This is a genomic window from Rhodonellum psychrophilum GCM71 = DSM 17998 (assembly GCF_000381545.1).
In the GTDB taxonomy this organism is placed as follows: domain Bacteria; phylum Bacteroidota; class Bacteroidia; order Cytophagales; family Cyclobacteriaceae; genus Rhodonellum; species Rhodonellum psychrophilum.
In genome coordinates, this window is sequence record NZ_KB906679.1 from 1 (window position 1) to 23,794 (window position 23,794).

Here is a 23,794-nt window from a genome sequence, read left to right on the forward strand (position 1 = left end):
GCAGGAACGGCCCCTTTCCCTAATGAATCTGGTATCTATAGAGGTAAAACAATGACAAGTAAACTTGCCAACCGAAGGATAAAGACATTGTTGACCCTTTGTGCAGGAACCAGCATACAGTATAACCCAGAAATGAAAATCTATTATGAAAAACGGCTGTCAGAAGGGAAAAACAAAATGAGCACACTCAATATTGTAAGAAATAAACTAATCTCAAGAATATTTGCCGTTGTAAACAGGGAAACCCCATATGTGGACACCTTGAAGTATGCTGCATAAAATTTAAAAATTGTACTATTTTACTTGCTTTAACCTTAGAATACAGGCAGGGCGAGGGTTTGCTTACGATTCTTAAGTTGGTTCTGTCAATGGGTTGATTGGGATATAAGACGGTCATGGCTTGTTGCATCGCCAATGCACCGACGACCAAACCATCACATAAATGACCGTGAAATTTCTCCAAATCACTGATGGTGATGTTTTGTTCATTTGTTAATCTTCCTTTGGAAAAGTCAGTATCGATCGTATTAAAAGACAACTTGTCACCCTGCATGGGAGAAAAAGGAAGCAGGACTTTTGTTTTTTGTTTTTCAGAAATCCTGATGTGGTTGACATGCCCCATTTTGGATTGGTCCGAACTGATAAAATGGAGATGTATATTGCTGTCTTTAGCCGTGTAAATGCCTTGACTTTGTTCTGAATAAAACCCCAAGATCTCTCCGGATATCTTGTTGAAAACATATTTCACACTGTTTACACCTTCCTTGAAGCCCGGTATGTTGGATGAGCGCGGTGCTACCACATGAATTGCCAGTTCCTCCATTTCGGTCACTATTCGGAAAGGGAAAGGGGTGGAAGTATCAAATCCCTGCTTTTGGGCCAATTCACGGATGGCCATTTCCAAACTTTTTTGATCAATGATTTCTGCATTGATTTCAAATTCTTTCCAATCCCTGACATAGGCATAAACAAAAAATGGAGCTTTGGCCTTGGGATCTTTGCGCACGATAAGTTGACCGTTTTCATCTGCATAGGCAACGAAGGGCTGTCCTTTTACAATGGTAATTTCTCCCTGCATGAATCCGTAAGGACCCATTCCGTATAGCGTATTTTTGTCTTGCAACAGACTGTCGATTGAAACAGTAGGTTGAAAGCCATTTTTACCCATCTCATCCATCGAACCCACGTGAAGGACTTGGGCTTCGAGTTGGGAAAACAGGAGTAGTATTGCCAATGTCATTGTGAATTTCATAAGCCGTATTTATTGATGATTGCCAATTGTCCAGCGTGGTAAGTGGTGTGCGAAATAATTCTTCCGAAGGCTTCCGCTTTGGTTTTGGTGCCAAATTCCTTGGTGACGATGTTCGTTTCCCAATCTTCATCCGTCTGTTTTTCAACAATGGATTTGAGTTGCTCAAATGAATCAGAAACGTAGCTTTTCAAAGCTTCCAAATCGGTCCATTCTCCCGTATCTCGTTTATCGATCACAGTTTTGGCCATCACTTTTACAGTGCTCTCCCCAAAAACATTTTTGGCAAAAAGCAATTCCACATCACCAATATGGCGCAGGAGAAAGCCAACCGAATTGGGCGAGTCGCCAAGAGTCTTTGTCAAATCACTTTGGGTGATGTTTTCTAACTGATTGGAAAACCGTGTTCTGGCTTCCACCCAAAGTTCAATCAATATTTCTGTTTTCGTTTTCATAATAAAAGGTTAAATAAAAATCCTGAAAGAATTATAAATAAGGTAACCACTCCAAAATAGATGGCTATTAATTTTATCGACATTACTTTCTTGAGCAAAGTAGCCTCAGGAATGGACAAACCTACTGTCGCCATCATAAACGCGATGGCTGTGCCTAATGGAACTCCCTTTGCTACAAACACCTGAATGACTGGGACGATCCCTGCCGCATTGGCATACATTGGTACTGCTAAAATAACAGCGATGGGTACCGTCCACCATTGGCCACCTCCCAAATATTGACCAAAGAAATTTTCGGGTACATATCCATGCATGGCCGCACCGATGGCAATACCGATGATGACATACAGGACAACACCCTTTACAATGTCCCAGGCACTTCGGGTGATTTCCGGCAAACGTTGGCGAAAAGTCAGCTTTTCTTCCTCGTAGTCGCTTTGTTGCATTTTGTTTTCCAAAATTTTCTTTACCCAGTCAGAAAGCATGGGCTCAAGATTGAATTTCCCCAGCAACCAGCCGCCCAAAGTCCCCAGTAAAATCCCTGATGTCGCATAAATAAGGGTTGCTTTAATGCCAAACATCCCGATAAACATGGCGATGGCAACTTCATTTACCAAGGGGGAGGTGATAAGAAAAGCAAAAGTCACCCCCAATGGAATGCCCCCCTGTACAAAACCGATAAAAAGGGGGACTGATGAACAAGAACAAAATGGGGTAATGGCCCCGAAAATGGAAGCAAAAAAATATTCCAATCCATAGAGTTTTTTTCTGTTTAGAAAGTCTTTCAGTTTTTCAATTGGGAAGTAGGCATTGACGACCCCCATTAGGAAAACAATCAAGAACAGAAGAAGGAGGATTTTCAATGTATCGTACACAAAGAAATTCAGGGCGGTTCCCAGATGGGTTTCTGCTCCGATTCCAAATACACTATAAATCAGCCAATCGGCAAAATGTTGGATCCAATCAAACATGGTCTAGTTTTTAGCAACAAGCCGAAGATGCGCAACACGAGTCATTTCCTGTTTCGGTAGATACATCTCCTTTGGTAGGAAATCCTTTTTGGACCCACCGGGTAATTCCATGCTGCATATTGACTACGTGTTTGTATCCGTGATTGACCAAAAATCCAGCTGCTCTCAAACTTCTCGCACCACTTTTACAGACCATGACCACCTCTTTGTCTTTTGGGATTTCGGTATATCGGTCTTCGAATTCGCTCAACGGAATGTTGATGAGGAGGGGAACATCATAGGCAAGTTGCTCCACTTCGTCTTTTTCACGGATGTCCACCAACAAGGCACCGTTTTTTATCCATTCTTGTGTGGTGGTAGGACAGATTTCTTTGACCAAAGATTGGTTTTCCATTGTATTACTTTTTTAAGAGTTCAATGATTTCACTTACCTGAGCAATTCTGCCTTTGACTTTTATTTGGTCGTTCATCATCAGGACAGGAGTCGTGAGAATATTGTATTTCATCATTTCCTCAATGTCTTCCACTTTTTCCACATTGGCTTCAACGTTGGTTTGTTTCAGCGCTTCAAGGACATTGTTGTAAGTGGTTTTGCACTTTGGACAACCGGGACCCAATACTTTTATTTGTAGCATATTCTTCTTGTGTTTGTGATTCAGTTCGTGAATTTACGAACAATTGCTTGAAGTTCGTAATATTACGAACAATATCTCCAAAAAATTATTTCAATACTTTGTTCAGCAAGCTTTTCGCGAGATTGAAATTCTCCCGGTTGATGCAATATTTCGTGGTGGGTGGGGTGATGTCACCTTTTATCAGACCTGCCTCCTTGAGTTCTTTCAGGTGTTGCGATAGGGTAGACTTTGCAATGGGAAGCTCATTTGCCATATCACCGTGATAGCAGCACGATTGTGAATTGAGTAATTCCAAAATGGCTATTCGAACAGGATGGCCAAGCGCTTTGGCAAACCTTGCTGTTTGCTCTTGTTCTTCAGTGAAATAATCTGTGTTGATAGTACTTGGCATCCGTTTCAAGATTTATTGTTCGCAAAGTTACGAACAATAAATCGAATCCCCAATATTTGGCGTGGGTGGATGTTTGGCTAGACTGTCTTTTTTAAAGCCAGTGTTGTCCAGCATGCGTATTTTATCGTAGGATTTGTATTGCCAAACTACTCACTCGACTCTATTCGGGCTTGTGGGAGCTGGATGCCTTTTCCTATCCATGATGGGTAAAGAGATGTTTAATCCCTTCAGGAGCACCTTTCGGAACGCTGTTCGGTTTGATTTGCAATGCTTTTTCGACTGCGGAGCAGCCAAATTTCACAGTTCATCCAGGCGAAAATGGGAATGAAGCTTGTGGTTTGCGTGACATAGGCCTGGAAGGGTAGTGTCCCAAATTTCAAAATATTAGAAAGAGATAGTTTTCGACAACTTCTAGGATCAAACAGTGGAGGAGAGCTTAGGTTAGAATTCCCGTTTCTTTCTTAACAAGCCAATCATTTGTCCAAAACCCAATCCAAAGTATGTCCTTTCCCGGCTGATTTGGACCATTGGTGAAACAGTCAGGCCGTAAAATCTAGAAAAAGGAAATTCGATTTTTGGATTGATGATGAGGCTCACGGTGTTGTATTTGTCATATTCCCAGGTGTAGTTTTCGGTAATAAAATTGTTTTGGGTTTTAACCCAATTCTCTGGTTCTTTGATGGTGGTAAAGCCCATTCCCATAGAAAGATTGGCCCTGATGGTGCCACTTTCATTCAATTGAACAATCTTTCCAACGGTTATTTGGAAGTTTCTTATTTGGTCATAGGGATTTGTCGTCCCATACAACCAAACGCCCACCAGACCGGAAGAATAATCCCTGGGTTGGGTTTTGGGTTGTCTAAAATTTCGGGAATACCCGATTTTGAAAGAATAGGTTTCTTCAAAGACATAATTTAGGCCAAAATCAATACCAGAGTAATTCCCTAGATTCAGTTCGCTTGTCCCATAGATGGCATGGTGTTCAGAAAACTGGGCTTGAGCAGCATGCATGCCTGTGATGCATAGAAATAGCAACAATGTTCTTTTCATCAATTCTGATTTTGGAATGGTTAAACCCGTGGTATGTAAATTAAGATCACTTATTTTGAGTTGTTATTTTTTGAGTCCTTGTCAAGTCAGTCCACCAACTTTTTCGCTGTCAAATTCTAAATGATGCTATAAATAAGCAATGTCCCAATTATAAAGGCAAATGGCGATATCAATTGAAAGTAGAGAGGCTTCAAAATGTCTGCCGCTTTCAATGAAAATTTGTGGTGAAGTTGTCGTGGTACAAAATACAAAACCAAAGAAGTACACAACATAAACCAACCAAAGATCTTAAAAATGTCTGGGTATTTTGAATTGTCTGCTGAAAGAATAAGCCCAAGGGCCGGAATTATCCTAAAGGTTATTTCTGCATAGTTGATGAAATTTGTGCTTCCTGCTTTTCGTAAGATTTCATTCGCTTTTTTTGGCTCAATGAGCATCAAAAATCCAACGCCAATAAAGAATAGCCCGAAAACAATTGTGGTCCAATGTGCGAATATGTTGATCATTTTTCCTGCTTGTTCATATTTTGTACGGTGGATTAGCATTCCAGAAAACAGTTTTCAGACTTATGATGTGGCGGATTTTCAGCACAAAGGCTCAATGAAATTGCTATTGATGAATCTTACAAAAATGATGCATGGAAGCATTTCAGTCACCCTATTGGCAAACCGATTTTAGTGGTTTGGGGTTTTACTCTGCTGCTATTTTCATCCTCAACAAAGGATAATCTTTTCCCTGGTCGTCTTTGGTTGTTCGTTCGTAAGTTATAAAACCGAGTTTTTGGTAAAATTTAATTGCATTTCCGTTTTGCTCATTTACGTCAACTTTGTCGGCTTTTAGTTCTGAAAAAGCAAATTCAGTTAGTTTTCTTCCCAGACCTTTGCCGATGTATTCTGGCGAAAAAAACAACATTTCTATTTTCTTTTCAGCAACTCCAATAAACCCTACAACTTCGCTGTTTTGCTTGAGGCAATACATTTCAAAATCGTTAAAGTCAATTGTCTGTACGAGCGCTTTGATTTCTATAAAGTCTATCGGGTCGAGGAAGTCGTGGGTCGCCAACACCGATTTTTCCCAAACCTCGATAATTTGTGCTTTGTCATTATCGGTGTAAGGTTCAATTTTGAAATTTTGATTTGACATATCGGTTTGTTTTTATGCAATTCAGGTTGTTTGAGTTGTTTAAAATTCGCCTGAAAATATTTTGTATCGTTTCTTAAGGATAAGTTTTTTGCTGTCGTTTTGCCTGACCAATGTTTTGGTGCTTGGCCTTCGGTCGGACTTGCGGACCGCTAACCTCTCCACCGCTGCAGAAGCCCATGCGGAGCAGCGAACATAAAACTGCTATTCTGCCCCGCTATTGTTGGAAAAGCATTTTGCACACCGCCATTAGTTTCTTTTAATTCGTTTATATCCCTGTTATTCATCCGGAAATCCTCGGTTGTGCTGTTCAATCTGGTATTTGACAAATTCAATCAGTCTCTGGTTCTTGTAAGCAAACCATTTTTGTCTGTATTCCCCTGAGTTGTCGATTTCCGATTTGAAGTTCCGAAATGGTTTGGATTTATTCAATGCTTTAAAGAGCCTGTCCTGTAAATTCGGATCCTCAACTGTCTCGGAGAAATCGGTCATCATCCCGAAGCGCTCATGCGCTGTCATTTTTTCAAATTCGAAATAGTCCCCCCAATTTCCATCTAATTTGTCCAGAGTCTCTTGCCAGGGCTCGGTATCCTGTCCAATCCATTCACCTTCAAGAAAATCCGGAGTTGCTTCAATTTCACCCGTTTTCAGGTGGTAAAAACAACGCATTCCCAGGTCAAGATTTTCGGCTATTTCTTTTATTTGTTCTTCCGGTAATTTCATGTCGAGCCATCTTCTATGCTTGTGTCCAAAGTGATGTGATGCAGCACCAAATCAATTCCAGCCTGAAATTGATTATAAATCAGTCAGTTATTTACAGTTATTGCCTCACCATATTGGTGAAATGTTTTTTTTTCAAACTTCAACAGCCATTTCATAGATGACTTCTTCCGAGAGATGCACTTATATTTTCCAATACATGCGTATCCTCTCTTGGTGTATGGATAAGTCAAGGGTACTCAACCAGTGCTTTTCAATCCACTGGACAAAGCATTTATCAGTCCAAGCAACTTGGTTAATATCTCCTCTTTTTCTACACTGTTTTCCTCTTTAATATTCCGCCATGCGCTTAAATAGTGAATGTGTAAATGGTGGAGTAACTCCAGTTTATCATTCCGCCATTTTAGATTGTCATATTGTCTATTTCTTCTGACAGAAGCAGGCTCTTCAAAAAGCGCTTCTATCATTTGAAAACCATTTTGGTAGTCCGTGAGAATTTTGTCCATAAACACTTCTCTTTCTTCCACTTCTTCATCCAATCCGGCATATTGCTTCATGATATTCAGATTTGAAAGAATGAGGTTGGTCTCCGTTTGTATCATTAAAAACTTGAAGAATCCCCAATGGTTAATGGATTTTTTCAATAGCGCATATTCTTCCGGCTTTTCCGTTTTTAATGCCTTTAGTGCCTCCCCAAGTCCATACCATCCAGTGATTGTGGTTCGGGAAAGATTCCAGCTAAACACCCATGGAATGGCCCTTAGGTCGTTTAAAGTTCTGGAACCGGTTCTTCTTGCCGGTCTTGAGCCGATTTTACTTCTTTCCAAAACATCAATACAGGTCACTTTGCTGTAAAAATTTATAAAGCCTTGTGTTTCGATAAGTTTTCTGTAATGCACGTATGATTTTTGAGCCAGGTACTCCATCGTTTGCAGGGGAAGGGCAATTTCTTTCGGATCAACCCTGTTTTTGATGATATGCCTTGCTACCCCCGATGAAAGTGCGTTGAGGTTGTATGTGCCTGTCATTGGGTTGCCAAAGAGTTGCGCTACGGACTCTCCCTGCACCGTAAGCTTGATGGTTCCACTGACTGTGTTTTCGGGCATACTTTCTAAAAACCGATGGTATTTGCCCCCACCTCTGCTGATAGTGCCTCCTGTGCCGTGGAAGAAGTAGATTTCCGTTTTGTTTTTTGTCCCAACCTCGAAAAGTAATTTTTCGGCTTTATATAAATTCCATTTACTGGCAATCGTTCCTCCATCTTTGTTGCTGTCACTGTAACCCAACATGACTTCTTGCTTATGAGATAATTTTTCGGCCCTTTCTTTGGTAATTGGGTGCTGCAGGAATTTCTCCAAAATTTCGGGGCCATTGTGCAGGTCTGTGATGGTTTCGAATAAGGGCACAACCATAATGTTGGAATTCAACAACTGTGCTTCTCTCATCAGCAGATAGACCAGCAATAAATCGCTGAGATTTCTGGTCATGCTGATGATGAAGGAGCCTATTCCGTCTGAGCCATATTGATTTACATGCTGACGGACCACTCTGTAACAGTCCAGAACATTGTCGGCTTCCGCTCCATAGGCAACGGTAACATCGGTAATCGGCGAATTGCGCTCCAATAGGTGATTTAGAAAGTCAACCCGTTTATGCTCGTCCCAATTTTCAAAATCACTCTCTTTTTCGCCGATGGTCCTCAAAATCTGAGAAAAGGCTTTGTCATGAAAATCACTGTTCTGCCTGATATCCAATTTTGCCAAATGAAACCCGAAGCATTTTACAGTCCTTTCAACCGGAAAAAGCAGATCTTCAGCAATGCCATTGAGACCGGTTTCCAACAAGGTTTTTCTTAAAATTTTCAAATCCTCTTCCAAAAATCTACTTGATCTATAATAGACACCTGAATCAGCAAATTTTCCGGAAATGGTATTTTCTGTTTGGAGTACAATTAGATTTACAAATTGTCTCCAAGGTTCGTGGGCATTTCTTTGAACTGCTTTTATGCCAGGCTCTCCCAATGCACTTATTTTCTTTTCTATACTTGCTGTCAGCAAAAGGGGGACGGGATTGGTAATTCCCGATATGGAAAGCTTTTTTGCTAAATGCAACAACTCTTCTTTCACCAGCAGGAGTGCTTTGTTTCTGTGAAGGACCAAAGTTTCCTGTGTCACCGTAGGGGTTACCAGTGGGTGACCATCTCGATCACCACCAACCCAACTACCGAAATTGATTTTGGGAAACGCATCCGGATCTTTCATTTTGTCAGGGTCAAAACCCAATGCTAACCATGAACTTTTTAATTGTTGATCACTTTTCTCCAATACCAAAGGAAAAACGCTATTCAAGTAATGCAAGACATTGGCTCTCTCGTCTTTGATGTCTGGTTTTTCCAAATAGATTTCTCCCGTTCTCCACCACCTTTCCAATAAATAAATAATCTTTTCTTTGATGACATTTTGTTCCCGATTGCTCAATGCCGTATTTTCTCTTCGGACCAGAAGCAAGTACAGCTCCCGGTGAATCTCGATAACGGTCACTCTTTTTGCCTCCGTAGGATGTGCCGTAAGTGTTGGGTTTACTGTAGTTTCGGAAATGGCTTTGCGTATTTCATCCTCATTTACTGAGGCATCTTTCCAGATTTTCAATGCTTCTGCCCAGGAACCTCTGATTGGAGTGACGTTTTCCAAGTCTTCCATTTTCCTCCGGGATTGTGTAGCTGCATTTTCCTCTACCAAAGTCAACAATTGGAAATAAATGCTCAGGGATTGTATTGTCTTTTCACTGGAAATTTTCTTTTCATCTCCATGGATCTGTTGTGAGGTATTCATGATGAGAGAGATGACCTCAACTTCGTTGATGCGGGCCAACATTTCTGTATAGCAATCCACAATAAAATTCCTGTCGTCTGATATTTTCTGATGCGGGGCTTCTTTGATATCCATGTGCTAAAAATGAAGAAAAATGCCTGTTTATAAAAGTGATATTCAGTTTTTAAAGAGTAGGAAAATAGTCTTCGGTCAGATTCAACCTGTGTTTGGCATTGCCGATTCTATTTCAGCCCGAAATGGCTACACAATCAGCAAAGTGTTTTCTGTTTTTGATTTTTAATTTGAGGAATAAGGCCATTTAGAAAACCAATGCAAATTTCGGGTACAAGCTGCTAAGGCCCCAAGTCCTTCTGATAGCAAGAGCCGCTTGGTTGTCTGGTGATTTGGGAAGGGTGGTAAGCCAAATTGAAAGATGCTTTCTAATAAGGGCTACAGCAATGTAGAGAACGGTTGCTTCAATATTTTTTTGAGTCCATGATTCATAGTTCTATAAATGCAAAAGGTTTGGCTTGTTTGAATTTGCTGGAAGTTTCACCTGAATAAGTTTTATGATCCGATAAATCCAATTTCCGAACACTTCCTTTTTCGCTAAAATCAACCTTCTTTAAATCAACCCAAAATTCCAAGTTACAATCTTCAAGTTTTTATTGTTTTAAATACAGGATTGGGTTTTATCTACTAAGAAATAAGATGATTTACAAAACCTAAAACATCTAAAGGCAAAGAACATGATAAGAGGCACAAAGCTTTAACTAAGCACCGAATCCGCTTTTTTCAAATGGATTTTAGCAGCAATAATAATCATTTTTTAAAGATGTAAGTCCTGTGATACTTTAGATATTCTTTGTTCAAATCTTTCTTTTTTGTAGGTAGAAGTTGTTTACCTTTTAGTAATTCCAGTTTGGATTTTAGTTGTTTAGAAAATATTGATTTGTCCGATGCAACAATAACTTTCAAGTCGTCTGTAAAAGATATAAATCCCTTATCAAAAAGCACATCAATTTCAATGTAAAGGCAAATTCCGTTTGAAATGTCACCTCTATAGTTCTTGTTGTGTGACCATGGGATAATATGACTTGCTGTCAATAGGGTTTGCTCAGAAATTTCAGTTAAAGCGCACTTGTTACCAAAGTTTTTTAAAACGCCTTTTCTAAATTTTGACTGTCCAAGTCTGATATTTATTTCTGCTTTGGCATTTTCTATAAAAAAATCGTCTTCGATATCAAAAGAGGCATGTTGAACTAATGGCATTGAATGATAAGAAGAAATATCTACTGAAAGTTCAGAATTGCTACGCATCAAAAATTGGTGGTTTAGAATTACGGCCGTCCATCTATTTGGGTATTTTCCTGTTGTCTTATTTTTTTCAACGAAAAGGTGCTTTAATACTTTAAAAGGTATGCAGTAATAATCATTTTCATCTTGCTGGTCAGTCCAAATAACAATATTGAATTTTTCTCCAAATGTAGTCGTCAGTTTTAAAATTACACTTTCTTGAAAGCCGCTCCATTTGTTGTCAGAACTGGCTTTTAAAATATAATTATTTCCTCCGTCAGACCAGTTTTTGATGTTAAGTGCTCGGTTCATAATTGTTGAGACTAGCGTTTATAGCTTTCTTATACCTTCGTTCCTTTTTCGTTTGTTTCGTAATCTTTTAGTGTTGTCCCATCTTTTTGTTTCCATTCAGTCAGGCCGTTTGCACTTCGACCCATAATCATCACAGCTGCTGAGGAGGGACTGCCAAAAATATAATCTTCCGAGAATTCAAAAAAATCTCCTTTGTTTATAAGGACTCCTTCGTCAATTAATTTTTGTCTAGTAATGAGGTAGTTAGGATTCATTGAATTAACTGTTGTGGCGGCGGATTTTGATCCTTTAAAAACAACAAATCCATCAGATGTTGGTTCTCCTTGTCCGTCTGCTCCGCGGGCTGCCTTAATTGTAAAAATGGCTTGTTTCTGTTTTGTTTTGATTTCCCGTTTTTCCTCAAATGTTTTATGTCCTAAAGTATTCACTAGCATTTTTACATATTCAATAAATTCTTCCATTTCTGCTCGGTCTGATTCTGAAATTGAAGATTGGGTTGGAATAACAAAATTGTCTACTTTGTATCTCTTTGCTGTTTTAGCAATATCATGTAGTCTATTTTCCAAGTATTTAATGTGGGCTTTATTAAGGTTATCATCCTTACTTATAAAAACAACGGCTTCATTCCAAAAATCTTTTTGTGTCAGTTGTTGATTAAGTCTTTTTAAAATTGACTCTGCTTCTCCTATGTAAACTTGATCTTTTTCCTCATCATCTTTTCCAAATAGCAGATAAATTCCTGGACTAGTTAAATCAGATCTATCTGTGCAGTCTTTTATTTTCACCCGCGGTATTTTATATGCTTTACCTGACCAATTTGAAAGTTCAATACTCATGCGTCCATTTGGATCTCCGTCGATTAAGAAAATTTTTATTGTTTTTCCGTATTTCATTTTTAATGGTGTGTGGTCTGTTTTATCAATGAGCTTTAATGCATTATCATCAATACTTGTTGATATTTTTCAATTCATTAAAAGTAAAACTAATCCTTAAATATCCAACCCATCACCGCACTTTTCACTTATCTAAAATCAGCGCGCCAATGGGAGTGGAGTACCGATTTTCTAAACCCCGAACTTTGCGTACCCAATTCCATCCCAGCCTATAATTGCCTAAAAATCCGTCACCTATTTGATGCTTTCGACTTCATCCTATCGGTGCTATTCACAATTCTCCAAACAGATTGATTTCCCTACGGTTTCAATCCCCATTTAGAAATCCAATGCGTATTTCGAGGAAAATTTGAATAAAAAAAAATCGGGCTGCTTTTCAGCAACCCGATTCTATTTATGGATTTTACAGTGTTCAATTAGGCAGTCCAATCATTCCATCCGCCTGCATAGTTTTCGATATTGTCGAAGCCATTTGCCTTCAAGACGGAATATGCGATTGCTGCACGGGCACCACCTTGACAGTGAATGATGACGGGTTTGTCTTTCGACACTTTATCCAGATTTTGATAAAGCTTGCCTAGGAAAAGATTGTCTGCTCCTTCGATATGTCCTTTTTTGAATTCGGATACACCTCTGACGTCGATCACCTGTACATTCCCTTTTTCCAATTTGGCCTTTACATCTTCCTTGTCAATGGGCGTGTAAGACTCCAATGCTCCTTCAAATTCCACCAATTGGGCAGGAGTGATAAAGCCATGGATATTGTCCAGACCGATTCTCATCAATTTCCGGGTGAGGTCGTCGATTTGGTTTTCTTCTGCGATCAAGACGAAGAATTCCTCATAGTTCAGGTACCAACCCATCCATGTTGAGAATGAATTGTTGTTGGTGATGCTCAAAGTTCCCTTCAAGAATCCGTTTCTGTAGTCTTCGGCCGTTCTGGTGTCGATGATTTTCAAAGCCTTCTTTTTGGCGTCTTCAAATTCAGCTTTTGAAAGGTTTTTGATTTTTGGAACTTCTGTCAGCAACTTTCTGTCCACCTTGTTCAACTTCTTCATCATGGCGAAGTATTTGGGTGGTTCTGGTTGGTCTGCCAGGAGTTCTTTGCTGAATGCAGTTTTGTCATCCAGCATCTGCAAGGCCCAGTTTCTGATTTTTTCGTAACCTACGGTCGTCATGGGTACGGCTCCAAGAGCCTTGCCACAGGCCGAACCGGCGCCATGCCCAGGCCATACCTGAATATAATCCTGCAACTGAACGAAGGATTGGAGGGAGTCATACATTTGTGCGGCTCCGATATCCTGTGTTCCGACCAAGCCAGCGGCTTGCTCCAAAAGATCCGGTCTTCCGACATCTCCCACAAACACGAAATCTCCTGTAAACAGCATCGCTGGCTCAGTGGTAGCGGGTTTGTCTGTCAATAGGAAACTGACGGATTCTGGTGTATGACCAGGGGTATGCAATACCTCAAAGGTGATGTTTCCCAACTTGATGATGTCACCATGCTTGATTTTGTTGTGCGGAAACTCATATTTCCAATTTTCGTCGCCTTCATCCGAAAGGTACATTTCTGCACCCGTGAGGGCTGCCAATTCCCTGGATCCACTCAGGAAGTCTGCGTGGATATGGGTTTCCAAAATGTGGGTGATTTTAAAATTGTTGGCTTTGGCGATCTGCAGATAGGTATCCACATCTCTTTTTGGGTCGATGACTGCGGCAATTCCACTTGCTTGACATCCGATTACATAACTTGCCTGCGCAAGGCTTTTGTCATAAACGAGTTCGAAGAACATATTTTTCCTTATTTGTTTGTTTAACCTGATTTGTGAATTTTCAGTCCCATGCTTTCACCATCGGGGGACAGTTGGGTTTAAATTCATTTTATTTACACTGCAAAATAAGGGATTATAATTTTCTGATAATGTGATAAAAATTACCTAAGAAACAGCAATGGAGGAAAAATACCCTATTTAGGGAGTTTTCTTTCCTTATGTGGCATTTGCCATGCTTCCCAAATCTCCTGTTTCCCGAAGACGGGCTGATTTTCTAACAAAACACCATTCAACCCGAAACATGCATTCCGTTTCCAAATGAGATCGAAACTGCAGGAAAATCAGACTATTGGGAGACCAATTCCTGATGCCAATAGGGTGAAGTCAAAATCAATCAACACCTAATTGAATAACAGTTAATTATACTATTGAATTGAGTTCGCAATGCATAAAACGGATTCAATTCTTATTCTGCCTTATTCCTGCTCTTCCAGTCTTTTTTTCTTACAGTTTCATCCCCATAAGGAAACCTGATGCCCATATCGAGTTCAATCTGCTGTTTCTCTGATTTTGACATAGGCTTTCAAATCCGAATGGAGGATCTTTTCCAATTCCTGTTCATTGCCTTTGCTGGTCTCGGTAAACAAGAATCCAAAGACCCCGAATTTGTCGAATTTGATTTTTCGCACATGGAGTGGGTTTTCAAAATCCCGGAGCAGTTTTTCGAAATCGAAAGCTTCTACTTCCTCAGGCTTGTAACCGAGAGGATTGTCCAGCAAAACCAAGCTGTAGATTTTGTCCTTTCTGGTTTTGAAAATGGCTTCCCAGTCTGGTTTTTGGTTGTTGAGAAAATAGGCGTAGGAATTGATCCCATACCCAAACCAGGTCAAATCCGCTGTCGTGCACCAGCCTCCAAACCGCATCGGGTTGACTTCTATGGGGATGATTTTCCCCTCGGAATCCACCCTGATTTCAATGTGCAGCGGAAAATTCCTCAAATCCACCCTTTTACCAATGTCCTGAAGGAAGTCCATGAGGGGTTGATAAAGCGATTCGATGATCTCTTGCGAGCTGGAGTATACACGGTCGCTGACATCCTTTTCCGAAATAAAGACATGGTGCAGAATGTTGAGTATCACCGGACTTCCATTTTCATCAAAATAACAGTCAAAGGCATATTCCTCTCCTTTTATGTATTCTTCAATGATAAAGTCCGTATTGCCCAGCACTTCTTTGGGGTAAAGAGATTGGGTTCTGGAAATGTCTTTTTCGATCTTGGCCAAGGTTTCTTCCCATTCCTCCAAGCCATCCACTTTATAGACCGCGATGCTGAAAAAACCGACGGCGGGCTTGATGATCAAGGGGAATTTGAATCCGGAAACATCGAGTGATTTCAGCCCCTCAAAAGGAACACCCATATAGAAGTAATCCGGGAATGCATCCTTGACCAGTTCCCGAAATTTCACTTTGTTTTTGAAAAGGTCGATGTGCTTGGGGAATTTTGTCCCTTGGGCATTTTTCTGGATCCAACTGATTGAATTTTCCGAATTGGTATAGACCAATTCATTTTCATTGTTCCGAAGTTTCGAAGCCGCATCCTGCTCTGAAATCCAACGAATAGGCTTTCCTTCCGTCAGTTTCTTGGCTTCAGGAGTGGCAATGACTTCAAAATTGTTTTCAACAATGGTTTCAATCAAAAAATCCGATACAAAGGGGTAGTCTAGTAAAATCATAAGAGGGTTTTCAGACAACTAATATATTGCATTCTCAAGTGATGGGGCAATTAATTTTTTAAATGGGGAAAGAAATTTGCGAAATCGATCAATTTTGAACCTAACCCGTTTTATGCATGAACAATTCAATTTGACCTGAAATCGCCCAATAATCTTCAGTTGTTTGCAATTCTTGACTTCACCGCATCGATGATTTGTCTTATTCTTTGGATATTCTGATTTTCTTGCCTTTTCAAGCCCATGGGGAAATCGAATGCACATTTCGGATTGAAAGCCATAGGCTTCTCCGTACTTTTTACCCCACGATTCATTTTGGGGAAAGCAGAATGCAATCCCCGGCTCAAAATGCCATTGTCAGGAGAATACTTTTGCGCGAAACAATAACCCTGGTGGAGGCACGATCCTGATCACAGCAAGACAGCGGCTGCTGCCGCAAACAGGTGATCCTAAATTGCCGCGAAACCTTACAACTGAATCCCGATGAATTTGTCCTTAAGGCTTGGTCTAAAAATCAGCATCAGGTAGGCCCAGTTCTGGTTGTTTTTTGGATTTGGGGCGCTTTGGACAAAGGAAAAGGTATCCGTTTTGAAAAACTGGCTGTATCCGCTTTGGATAGAAAAAACATCATTCACGACATACCCCAGTGAAAAATCCAGTTGGGTACCAAGGAAATCGTCCATTCTTTGCAAGTCTCCGGACACATCAATCCGCAGGACTTTATTGTGGGCAAAAAAGGCATGAAGGTCCCCTTGTAGAAAAAATTTATCGCTGAAAGCGAGCCTGGAGCGAAGGAAAATGTCCCGCAATCCCACACTTTCATCCAGCGTTTCTTCTCTGTAGAAAAGATCCATGTAGCCATTGAAAAGGTGATTGGTGCCATACAAAGGGTTGAAAGAACGGTTCTCTTGAAACTCATTACTGGCAGTCCCACTGAGTTGTTCATATCCTGCGGATAGGGTCCATGACTTTCTCTTTTCGCTGTCAATTGGAAAGGTCTGGTTGAAGGCAAGACTGAAATTATGGGCATTGACTTTTTTTCCCACAGGGTCCTTTCCAAATTGCTGGTAGTGATAGGCCGAAAACTGGGAATTTCCGGAATTGTATTGTAGGGTCGGGATACCCAACGTTTGCCGGTAATAATTTCCTTTTTGGATCAATACACCGTCGCTGTTGAACCGATTGAATTCCCTTCCGTCATTCCAAAACAGGGTGGAAAATCGAAATTTACCCCATTTGTTTTCATACCGGACCATCTGGGCGAGTTTGTATTGGTTGGGCGTGTCAAAGGGACTTTCGAACAGTGCGGCTTTGCTTTGGTTGTAAGCCCCGCCAAAATGCAATTTCATGTCTTCTTTTTCGTGCATCAGCAGCACCAAATCGTGCGCCCTTCCCTGTAATTCCCAGTCTTGGTTCCCCAAAAACCTAAAATTATCATAATTAAGCTCCTGGCGGCCGAGTTTGATTTTCCAATTGTCCGAGATACCCGCCAATGCCCAAGCTTCATGAACGGACAAAAAAGAATCCGTTGACTTGAGTTGCGCAGTGCTTCCCCAAACCCGAACATCCTGGACACTCATATAAAAGGTGAATTTTTCCATCTCATAAGTGGCCTGCAATCTTGCACGATGGGCGATGAATGAAAATGGATCTTGGTCGTCCGGAATGAGTCTTCCGAACCCGTTTCTGAATTCGGCACGCTGGATAATCTGCCCATCGATTTTGAATTGGGCTTGGATATTTTGGGACGAAAGAGAAAGTAAAAAAATCAAACCCAATAGCGATGGCTTTTTCATGGTGGAAGGGAAATAGGTTCATTTAATTTATAAACAGCTGTTTATAAAAGCAATAGGCGCAAAAGTATTGTACTCAATTTACCCAAAAAATTAAAGAAATTCCCAATGCTTCAAGATTATTCAGGTACCCACAATTGAAAACTTCTAACTTGAGAGGAAATTTCTCATTTCCGATGCCACATGGCAGTGGCGGCTTATGGGCAAAGATTTTGGTCATCTCAAAATATGATTTAAATCATACCTTTTTGTCTTAAATTAAGGAGCGGGAAATTAGCAAGAGCAGAAAGGGGGTGATATTTTTGTGCATTGGCGTTGGTTCTCCCGACGATCCTTTTTTGGAATGAAAACAAAAATCTGAATATGTTGCTTCAAAATGCTCCCCACAGCTTCCATATACCCGTAATGGGTTTGGGATATACCATTGATACCCCACTTAAAGTTGCAAAATACGGGATTTCTTCCGTGCTGTCGATTATGGAGGACGGACTGATCGAACAGATGCGGCTTGTTCATAGCCGTAAATTTGACCTTCCATACAAAGTCATTCGGGACACGGAACAGGATTATCGGGCCAGAAGGATCACCGCTTACCTGAACATGCTCCATACCATCGTTAACCTCCAAATTGGCAACATGAAAGCCGCTTCCTTTGAGGATGGGGGAGACCTTAATCGTTATTTTGAACTCCTTCCGGCATCCCATCCCGACAAAGTTTCATATACCCAAATGTTGTCCGCTGATGGCGAGGAGAAAATGAGGCTGCAGTCACTTTTAAGGGAGAGCATCGTTCCCGGCAGCATTGATGTAAACATCATGACCAAATTGGACAAAACCAATTATGATCAGGAAGGAATTGCTTTGCCACCCGAATTTGCGGATGCCATGTCGGCGCTGAGGGCTTTTGCCTTGAGTGAATTGAATGGGGCGATGGTTTTCTCGGCGGGTCTGAATCCCAGGCTTTTTGCTTACATGGAGCAGTTTGAGGATTTTTTTCCCGATGAAAATGGATTTCTCAAAAAGCGCATCGTGCTCAAAGTGAGTGATTATCGCTCTGCACTAATCCAAGGGAAATATTTGGCCAAGAAAGGCCTATGGGTATCTGAATTTCGAATAGAGTCAGGATTGAACTGTGGTGGACATGCCTTTGCCACCGAGGGAATCCTTCTCGGACCCATCTTGGAAGAGTTCAAATCCAATCGCGAATCCCTGAATGAACAGCTTTGGGATTCCTGCCAAAATGCACTTGTGGGCAAAGGGAAATTTCAGTTTCCAAAGGAAATGAAGGTGAAAGTAACCGTCCAGGGCGGGATCGGCAATGCAAATGAAAACCAGTTTTTGATGAACCATTATGCCTTGGACGGAACAGGTTGGGGAAGTCCATTTCTATTGGTGCCGGAAGCCACGAATGTGGATGAAGAAACGCTCCAAAAGTTGATACATGCCAAAAAATCTGACTACTACCTGAGCGACGCCTCTCCTTTGGGCGTTCCTTTCAACAATCTCCGTACGACCAGCTCCGAAATCCAGCGGAAAGAAAGGATCGACAAAAACAGGCCGGGAAGCCCATGTTACAAGAAATTTCTGTCGCTGAATACCGAGTTTACAGAAATTCCGATTTGCTCTGCCTCCAGACAATACCAGCATTTAAAGCTGAAACAGTTGTCGGCCGAGTTGGGAAGCGGAGAAAGTTATGCCAAAGCTGCTGAAAAAGTGATGGAGAAAGATTGTCTTTGTGAAGGTTTGGGGGCTCCGGCACTTCTTGTGAACCAAGTAAACCCGGCCCGAAACTTAAGGGCAGTGACCATTTGCCCAGGACCAAACTTGGCATATTATTCTGCTGTTTTCAGCTTGAAAGAAATGGTGGACCATATCTATGGCAAGGCTTCTGTCATGGTGGATGCCGCCCGTCCCCATATGTTTGTCAAAGAACTGGAGCTTTATGTGAGTTACCTGAAAACAGAGATGGAAAAATTCCTCCCCGAAAAGCCCAAAAAACATGAGGCCTATCTGGATCGATTTCGGAACAATCTTCTTTCGGGAATAGTGTACTACCAAACGCTGATCTCATCGATCAGACCTGATGCGGAGGACATGCTGAACCGGATGAAATTGGAAATCCTTGGCTTTCAAAATGAAATTGAAAAACTAAGTGCTGTGGATGCATAAAAAGGGGCTTTGATTTTCCGTTTTATATGCATTTAATAAAAGTCAAAATCATTTTTATAACTAAAACAAATGTATTATGGTTGATTTCATGCAACTTACCATCGGCGAGATCGTTGCCAACGATTACAGGGCTGCCACCATTTTTAAATCCTTTGGGATTGACTTCTGCTGTGACGGGCAGAGAACAATTCCGGAAGCGTGTGCGTCCAAACAAAACGATCCGGAACTATTGATTTCGCTCTTGTATGGCGTCCTAAAAACGGAAAACCATGAGCCTTTCGATTACAATTCCTGGCCGATTGATCTTTTGGCCGATTATATCGAAAAAAAGCATCACCGCTATACCCGGGAAAGGATTCCCTTACTGCTCAAATTCTTCAAGAAACTTTCGAAAACCGAGGCGGAACTTTATCCCGAGATCCAGACAATCCACGAACTTTTCAAAACCTCTGCCGAGGAATTGTTGGTCAGTATGAAAGAGGAGGAAGCTGTTTTGTTTCCCTATATCCGAAAAATGATCAAATCCAGTGATGGGAAAAAGAAAATCGGTGAACAGCATTTAGGTATCGCTGAGGCATCGATTCGGAAGATACTCCAAGACCATGCTCAGGAGGCAAAAATCTTTCGAAAAATAAAAGCCTTGTCCAACAACTTTATGGCGCCAGAAGATGCCTCCAATAGTTTCAATGTCGCTTATACTTTATTAGCCGATTTCGAAAAAGACCTTCACAAACATTTTCACCTGGAAAACAACATCTTGTTTCCGAAAGCTTTGGAATTCGAAGCCGGATTTCAATCGACTTCCAAATAGGAGGTTCTGGAGATTGGATAGTTTTTGGATTGCTGATTTTCAAAAAGAACAGCATTTCAAAAAACCATCCAATCTGCATTTCAGGGAAGGGAAGATTTGCGTTCGTTTGTGAACCAGCAAGCACAGATCGGGAGATCGACCTGAAATCCTCGAGGTGGGAAAGATGCCATCGTTTTTCTTGGAAAATGTTGACCCCGAAATATGCATTGGCTTTCCCAATGGGGTTGAAGCCCCAAGAAAATCAGGATATTCGAAGAGCCACGGAATTGACCGATTTGGTCAATTTAAAAATTGTAAAGAAAGGAAGAGGATTAGGCGATTTCAGAAGGCGTAGAATTGGTGCTGCATAGCAGGGGTGCATTGGGATAAGGTCCAACTGTCCTGATTTTTTTGGCTAAATGGTCTTCCTTCTGTGAAAAAATGAACCGTTTTCTGGGTAGAGATGCCCAAAGAATATAAGAAAATCGGATGGATTGGGGAATCGATAATCCTGAAAATTAGGCGAACGGCCAAGAGCCGAGTTTCAAGGGGCAACAAATATTACTCAACTTGAATCTTGGAACCGACTTTTTTGTTCACTGACTTGAGGCAATGGATTTTGATCTTGTTGGAGGTTTCTTTTAATTTCCGGAAATAAGGATTAATATCACCTTCAAAGAAATGGCCTTTGGCAGATTAATCAAGAACCAAAAAAAAGATGTTTTCAAAGACTTGTCAATACGGCATTCGCGCGGTGATTTACGTTTGTTCCAAAAGTAGAAATTCTGAAAGAGTAGGGGTGAAGGAAATCTGTCAGGCAATAGATGCCCCTGAATTTTTTACTGGAAAAATATTGCAGATGCTTGCAAAAAACAAAATCATAAGTTCGGCAAAAGGTCCAAATGGAGGGTTTTATATTGATGAAGATCAAAAAGGGATTGCACTGATCGATATCGTCAAAGCCATTGACGGGGATAATCTTTTTATCGGCTGTGGTTTGGGATTGAATAAATGTTCTGAAATCAATCCCTGTCCCATGCACCATGAATTCAAGGTGATCCGAGACAATTTGAAAACGATTCTTTCCAATAAAAGCATTTCGGTACTGGCAGAAGAAGTGGAAAATGGGAGCGTGACACTCAATAGACTAATCGGCTAAGGAGTCTTTTTGCTTATTCCTTGGGTCCTTCTTCAAAGCTTCAAATCCCGACATCAAGTCAAACAGTTCTTCGTCTATATTGCGCTGCCGCATCTGATGGAATTTTTGATGGAGGTCAACCAACATCTCTTCGATGTTTTTTTCTGCTCGCTGCATCGCAGCCAAACGGCTTGCATTTTCGCTCGCCAGAGATTCAGCGCAGGCTTTGAACAAGGAAACAAAAAGAAATTCTCGGATAAGGGCTTTTAAGGTGGGTTCTTTTTCGCCCATCACCTCAGGGATGTTCTTTGAATCCCAGTCAATTTCACCCAGAAGGGTTTTCCACTTTTCATCCAAAGGCAATAATTTTTGCACAATGGGCTGGTATCCAATCACTGGTTTGGGCTGGTTATGAAAGATTTGATATTCCTTGGAGGCATCCATATCCTTGTTTTCTTGACTTTCCAATAAGATTTCCCTGACCAAGGGCGTTATCGCTACCACCGAGTTGGGCACACGAAAAAGCCGTGTAGTCCTGAATCCACCATCGATCAAGCGGAACTGGATGCGTTCACCCACCGCCCAGATTTCTTTTTCACCTGGGAAATCCTTGAGGGTTTTTGCCACAAAATCGGCAAGCGTATCATTGAAACCGCCAACCAACCCTTGATCTGAGCCAAAAACAATCGCACAGATTGATTTTTGGTGATTTTTTTTAGTTCCGGGGAATTCGTTCGCGATAGTATTTTTTTGCTCCATAAAATAGGCGAAAATCCCCATGTTTATCGCCCTATGATAATCTCCCAAGGATTTTACAGACATTTCATATTGGACGATATTGGAAGCGGCCATTGTCTTCATGGTTCTCACGACCGACTTGAGGTCTTCTGCACTTTCCAGTTTTCGGCTCAAGCTCACCAATGTATCCATTATCGAATGTCTTTTTTGGGTTCGAATTCTTCTTTGAAGGAAGAGAGTACTTCTGCAGCAATCTCCAAGATGGATTGGCGGTCTGCTTCGTTCAGTTTTTTATCGGAGTACAATCGACCCACAAGCGCTCTCGGGAGTTCTTTGGCGCTCATCAACAAGGCCTGCTCAGATTCCAACATTCTTTGAAGCGGAATGGAATCAAATAATCCGCTTGTCAAAGCCAACAGGATAAGAATTTGTTCAGGAACAGACATGGGATGGAATTCTGCCTGTTTGAGTCCTTCTCGGATGCGTTGTCCATGGATGATTTTTTTTCGGGTATCATCATCCAGCCGGGTACCAAATCGGGCAAAACTTTCCAGTTCCTCAAACTGGGAATAGGCGAGTTTCAGTGTCCCCGTAATCGACCGAAAAACTGGCAATTGGGCCTTTCCACCCACCCGAGAAACAGATTTCCCGATATCTATCGCAGGCAAAACGCCCATTTCGAATAGCTTGGGAGAGAGAAAAAGTTGTCCATCATTGATGGAGATGAGATTGGTGGGAATATAATCCGAGATGTTTTGGGCCTCGGTTTCGATGATCGGCAAAGCCGTCAGCGATCCGCCTCCGAGTTCTTCGCTCAAATGGGTGGCTCTTTCCAGTAATTTGGAATGGATATAAAAAATATCCCCAGGAAAAGCCTCACGACCGGGCGGTCTTCTGAGCAGAAGGGAAAGTTCACGATAAGCCCGTGCATGGTGGGTGAGGTCGTCATACACGATGAGCACATCCTGACCACGTTCCATAAAATATTCGGCAATGCTCGTGGCCGCATATGGGGCAATGTATTTTAGACCCGGCGAAGAATTTCCCTCAGCCACCACGACAAGGGTGTAGTGCATTGCGCCCTTCTCATGCAGTTGTGCGATTACTTTGGCCACCGAAGAGGAGCGTTGCGAAATGGCGCAATACACACAGATCACATTTTTGTCATGCTGGTTGAGGATGGTGTCTATCGCGATGGCGGTCTTACCCGTTTGACGGTCGCCCAAAATCAACTCCCTTTGTCCGCGGCCAATTGGGATCATCGCATCCACGATTTTCAGCCCGGTCTGCAAGGGGACGGTGACCTCGGCGCGATCCATGATGGCTGGTGCGGGTCTTTGGATGGGGAGCCTTTTGCTAAATCCAATGTGCCCTTTATCGTCCAAAGGCTTTCCCAAGGGATCGACGACCCTGCCTATCAGTGCTTCCCCAACAGGAATGTCCAACACCCGACCGGTTCGTTCTACCTCATCTCCGACATTCAACAGGGAGTCTTCCCCGAGTAGTATCACCCCGATTTCAGTTTCGTCCAGGTTGTAGGCAATGCCAAAAAGGTCCTTGGGGAACTTTAGCAATTCCTTATAACCAGCTGCCTGAAGTCCTGAAACCCTTACTATACCTGCCGAAACACTCATCACATAACCTACTTCCCGAGGAGAAAAAGAAGGGACGAAGCTTTCTCTGCCTTTCTTTAATTTGTCAAAGGCATCGGTGATAGACTCTTTTGATTCGGTCGGGGGCAT

The 23,794-nt window shown here is 41.6% G+C and carries 22 protein-coding genes; 5 read left to right on the top strand and 17 right to left on the bottom strand.

The window, feature by feature from the left end:
• Nucleotides 1-279 (top strand): transposase (locus F824_RS27200; RefSeq protein ID WP_154654330.1); only part of this gene is annotated, 279 nt, incomplete at its 5' end.
• On the opposite strand, the gene F824_RS0111745 is transcribed toward F824_RS27200, so the two are convergent.
• From F824_RS0111745 to F824_RS0111805, 10 genes are all read right to left on the bottom strand, one after another.
• The gene (locus tag F824_RS0111745; protein WP_019598087.1) at nt 188-1,252 is read right to left on the bottom strand and encodes an acetolactate decarboxylase; all 1,065 of its coding nucleotides are present in this window, start codon (nt 1,250-1,252) and stop codon (nt 188-190) included. The two genes, F824_RS27200 and F824_RS0111745, sit on opposite strands and share 92 nt — an antisense overlap.
• Nucleotides 1,249-1,704: a DinB family protein gene (locus tag F824_RS0111750; protein WP_019598088.1), complete on the bottom strand. Its 456-nt coding sequence runs from the start codon at nt 1,702-1,704 to the stop codon at nt 1,249-1,251. Before F824_RS0111750 ends, F824_RS0111745 begins: the two co-directional genes overlap by 4 nt.
• Complete coding sequence (locus F824_RS0111755; RefSeq protein WP_019598089.1) at nt 1,701-2,675, bottom strand: permease; 975 nt, start codon at nt 2,673-2,675, stop codon at nt 1,701-1,703. Before F824_RS0111755 ends, F824_RS0111750 begins: the two co-directional genes overlap by 4 nt.
• Nucleotides 2,676-2,685: 10 nt before the next feature.
• Nucleotides 2,686-3,069 (bottom strand): rhodanese-like domain-containing protein, encoded by a 384-nt coding sequence (locus tag F824_RS0111760; protein WP_019598090.1) that lies wholly within the window; start codon nt 3,067-3,069, stop codon nt 2,686-2,688.
• Between the two features lie 4 nt (nt 3,070-3,073).
• Nucleotides 3,074-3,310 carry a thioredoxin family protein gene (locus F824_RS0111765; RefSeq protein ID WP_019598091.1) on the bottom strand — a complete coding sequence of 79 codons (237 nt, stop codon included), beginning with the start codon at nt 3,308-3,310 and terminating at the stop codon, nt 3,074-3,076.
• An 85-nt stretch (nt 3,311-3,395) separates the two neighbouring features.
• A complete protein-coding gene (locus tag F824_RS0111770) occupies nt 3,396-3,701 on the bottom strand; it encodes an ArsR/SmtB family transcription factor (protein WP_019598092.1) in 306 nt (101 codons plus the stop codon).
• Between the two features lie 441 nt (nt 3,702-4,142).
• Nucleotides 4,143-4,751 carry a hypothetical protein gene (locus tag F824_RS0111775; protein ID WP_033405321.1) on the bottom strand — a complete coding sequence of 203 codons (609 nt, stop codon included), beginning with the start codon at nt 4,749-4,751 and terminating at the stop codon, nt 4,143-4,145.
• 690 nt (nt 4,752-5,441) lie between these two features.
• Complete coding sequence (locus tag F824_RS0111790; protein ID WP_019598096.1) at nt 5,442-5,894, bottom strand: GNAT family N-acetyltransferase; 453 nt, start codon at nt 5,892-5,894, stop codon at nt 5,442-5,444.
• A 276-nt stretch (nt 5,895-6,170) separates the two neighbouring features.
• Nucleotides 6,171-6,614 (bottom strand): UPF0158 family protein, encoded by a 444-nt coding sequence (locus tag F824_RS0111800; RefSeq protein WP_019598098.1) that lies wholly within the window; start codon nt 6,612-6,614, stop codon nt 6,171-6,173.
• A 236-nt stretch (nt 6,615-6,850) separates the two neighbouring features.
• A complete protein-coding gene (locus F824_RS0111805; protein ID WP_019598099.1) occupies nt 6,851-9,556 on the bottom strand; it encodes a phosphoenolpyruvate carboxylase in 2,706 nt (901 codons plus the stop codon).
• Between the two features lie 19 nt (nt 9,557-9,575).
• Between F824_RS0111805 and F824_RS27500 the strand changes: the two genes are divergently transcribed.
• The gene (locus F824_RS27500; protein WP_019598100.1) at nt 9,576-9,722 is read left to right on the top strand and encodes a hypothetical protein; all 147 of its coding nucleotides are present in this window, start codon (nt 9,576-9,578) and stop codon (nt 9,720-9,722) included.
• 521 nt (nt 9,723-10,243) lie between these two features.
• On the opposite strand, the gene F824_RS26810 is transcribed toward F824_RS27500, so the two are convergent.
• The 5 genes from F824_RS26810 to F824_RS0111845 form a co-directional block, all read right to left on the bottom strand.
• On the bottom strand, nt 10,244-11,029 hold the full coding sequence (locus F824_RS26810; protein ID WP_019598102.1) for an HNH endonuclease: 786 nt from the start codon (nt 11,027-11,029) through the stop codon (nt 10,244-10,246).
• 29 nt (nt 11,030-11,058) lie between these two features.
• Nucleotides 11,059-11,922 carry a GIY-YIG nuclease family protein gene (locus F824_RS0111825; protein WP_019598103.1) on the bottom strand — a complete coding sequence of 288 codons (864 nt, stop codon included), beginning with the start codon at nt 11,920-11,922 and terminating at the stop codon, nt 11,059-11,061.
• Between the two features lie 416 nt (nt 11,923-12,338).
• Entirely contained in the window at nt 12,339-13,715 is a 1,377-nt protein-coding gene (locus tag F824_RS0111830; RefSeq protein WP_019598104.1) for an MBL fold metallo-hydrolase, read from the bottom strand.
• Between the two features lie 527 nt (nt 13,716-14,242).
• Nucleotides 14,243-15,427 carry an ATP-grasp domain-containing protein gene (locus F824_RS0111835; RefSeq protein WP_019598106.1) on the bottom strand — a complete coding sequence of 395 codons (1,185 nt, stop codon included), beginning with the start codon at nt 15,425-15,427 and terminating at the stop codon, nt 14,243-14,245.
• Nucleotides 15,428-15,891: 464 nt separating this feature from the next.
• On the bottom strand, nt 15,892-17,220 hold the full coding sequence (locus F824_RS0111845; RefSeq protein ID WP_019598108.1) for an alginate export family protein: 1,329 nt from the start codon (nt 17,218-17,220) through the stop codon (nt 15,892-15,894).
• Nucleotides 17,221-17,580: 360 nt separating this feature from the next.
• Between F824_RS0111845 and F824_RS0111855 the strand changes: the two genes are divergently transcribed.
• The 3 genes from F824_RS0111855 to F824_RS0111870 all read left to right on the top strand — a co-directional run bounded on the left by F824_RS0111855 (nt 17,581) and on the right by F824_RS0111870 (nt 21,335).
• Complete coding sequence (locus F824_RS0111855; protein WP_033405330.1) at nt 17,581-19,386, top strand: hypothetical protein; 1,806 nt, start codon at nt 17,581-17,583, stop codon at nt 19,384-19,386.
• Between the two features lie 76 nt (nt 19,387-19,462).
• Entirely contained in the window at nt 19,463-20,197 is a 735-nt protein-coding gene (locus F824_RS0111860; RefSeq protein WP_019598111.1) for a DUF542 domain-containing protein, read from the top strand.
• Between the two features lie 697 nt (nt 20,198-20,894).
• Nucleotides 20,895-21,335 (top strand): RrF2 family transcriptional regulator, encoded by a 441-nt coding sequence (locus F824_RS0111870; protein WP_019598113.1) that lies wholly within the window; start codon nt 20,895-20,897, stop codon nt 21,333-21,335.
• Here the strand turns inward: F824_RS0111870 and F824_RS0111875 are convergent.
• Together F824_RS0111875 and F824_RS0111880 are read right to left on the bottom strand one after the other, a co-directional pair.
• A complete protein-coding gene (locus F824_RS0111875; RefSeq protein WP_019598114.1) occupies nt 21,324-22,244 on the bottom strand; it encodes a F0F1 ATP synthase subunit gamma in 921 nt (306 codons plus the stop codon). The genes F824_RS0111870 and F824_RS0111875 overlap by 12 nt on opposite strands.
• Nucleotides 22,244-23,794: an alternate F1F0 ATPase, F1 subunit alpha gene (locus tag F824_RS0111880; RefSeq protein ID WP_019598115.1), complete on the bottom strand. Its 1,551-nt coding sequence runs from the start codon at nt 23,792-23,794 to the stop codon at nt 22,244-22,246. Before F824_RS0111880 ends, F824_RS0111875 begins: the two co-directional genes overlap by 1 nt.